Annotated in this window: 2 protein-coding genes; both read right to left on the minus strand. The window is 35.6% G+C overall.

The genetic code is table 11. The features are described 5' to 3' along the window. On the minus strand, positions 1-1,184 hold a 1,184-nt coding region (locus BMX83_RS10555; RefSeq protein ID WP_218141954.1), incomplete at its 3' end, for a hypothetical protein. Positions 1,185-1,434: 250 nt separating this feature from the next. Continuing rightward, entirely contained in the window at positions 1,435-1,878 is a 444-nt protein-coding gene (locus BMX83_RS10560) for a hypothetical protein (RefSeq protein ID WP_091636830.1), read from the minus strand. Positions 1,879-2,000 lie beyond the last annotated feature (122 nt).

Here is a 2,000-nt window from a genome sequence, read left to right on the forward strand (position 1 = left end):
TTTTGCTTATGATTTTTATATCTTTCAACGGTTCCAAATCGCTTAGATAACGTGTCTTTAGCCTTTTGAACCTTGTTTGGAAAGTCTTTAATTTTTTGGACTAAGTTTTTAAAATAGTGTGTCGGGTTATTAAATTTATCTTGATTAAAAACTGCTCTAAAAATCTTATTGCTTAGTTCTTTATACAGCTTTACATTGACTTTATCTTCGTCGTAGCGTGTTAAAAAATAGGCTGTTCGCTGAAAAACGTTCCAGTTATTACCAGAATATCCATTATTTTTGTAAATTTTTAGGTTTAATTCAGCTTTTTCCATCTCTTTTTCTTTCCCAGAGAAAAATTTGTATTCGTTCATGAGTGGTTTAAGTACACGATATTCTTTTAAAAGCGTTGTACGCTCTTTATTTAGCTTGTTGTTGGCTTTAAGTGCCGCTTGATTCCAATTGGTCGCATAGTCTAAATAATCGGCAGAAGCCCCCTTGTAGAGCTTTTTTTGAGCAATTTCATGTTTGTTGTCAAAAATATCTAACACGTGATTATATTCAGCTAACACTTTTTGAATGGTTTTTTGGTGGTCTTTCAGCCAAGATCGCTCAGTAAATTTCTTCTCTTTTTTTGTAAAAGGAACTTCGTCATATCTGATGTTGCCTTGTTTATCTTTCATGACTTCGCCTTTTTTATATCTTAATTCTGCATTTTCAGCATTGGCTTTTGCCATGCGATTGGTGGTCTTATCAAACCACATATCACGCTTATAGACCTTTGGAGTGCGCTCATTGGCTCTCTCACGCTCGGAGAACAGCAAGTGCATATGAAAATTGGTTCGTGCTTGGTTAAAATGCAGAGCAAATTCATAATCTCGGTTGTTTCCAAGCAGTTCTTGGGCTAACTCGTGTGAAAATTCCTCTAAAACGTCATCAGAGAAGCTTTCGCTCATTTCATTCGGCAACGCTATGACTAATTCTCTGGCTTCGTTATTTTTTTCTTGCGACTTTTGATTTTCTTTTTCAAATTGAGCGTATTCTTCCCACTCAAAATCTTTTGATTTTTCCGTTAATTTTATAAATTCTTGACGGTCTGGGTTGGAAATATAATCACTTCGCCCTACGACATTATTTATCTTTGAAACCCTTGAATACACTTTTGCCATTTCAGCACCTGCTTTCTTAAAACCACCATACCACATAGACTGCTTCTTTTAAAGAAGCGCAAATACAACCTTATGGATAAATCCGTAAGGTTTGCGGTCTGCCGACGGCTCAGTTCAAGTGCCAGATCGTTCGTCCATCTTCGATTTCCGAGTCAAAAATAACGCTTGGACGTCGTCCGTTTTCGCGTATTTTTAACCCATTTTTTTGCTTGTCTTTGTCAAATTGTCGCAAAAAAAATAGAGCGAAAAAAACCCCCTTCGACTTGTGTCAGGGGGCGTTTTTCTTTTAAGAACCGAACCAGCGACTGAAAAACCCTTTTTTCTTCTCTGCATTTTTTTCTGGAATTTCTTTTAGTTCTAACTCTAATCTTTCAACTCTGTTTTTATCACTCAGGTTTAATTGTTGCTGCTGATCCAATAATTTCCTTAATTCTTTCTTTTCTTCATTTGCGACTTGCAGTTGGTCTTTTAATACCTGAATCAGTTCATCTTTCACTATATCATCAGCTATATCATTTGCTATATCATTTGTATTACAAACGGATATACCAAATGATTCGGCTAATTTTAGGTAGGTCACTTTGTCATACTCAAGAGGTTCCGTTTGATATACTCTTGTATCTTCGTTTAATGCTTTAATATCAAGCTTTTTTATTCTTCTTCTGACATTTTGACGGGTCTTTTGTAATTCATCTGCTAATCGAGTAATGGTATAAATATCATCAGCCATAGGTATATCACTCCTTATTCATTTTGATATTCAAACGTATTACAAGGGTACTACTAAAAGGAAATCTTTTACATCACTATTTTCTAGTGAAGCGTGTGGTGATCCGTCCTGCATAACGCCCC

The organism is Alkalibacterium gilvum (assembly GCF_900109085.1).
In the GTDB taxonomy this organism is placed as follows: domain Bacteria; phylum Bacillota; class Bacilli; order Lactobacillales; family Carnobacteriaceae_A; genus Alkalibacterium; species Alkalibacterium gilvum.

Coding starts and splice junctions, on each gene's coding strand:
- BMX83_RS10560 (WP_091636830.1), bottom strand. CDS start 1,878: ATGGCTGATGATATTTATACCATTACTCGATTAGCAGATGAATTACAA.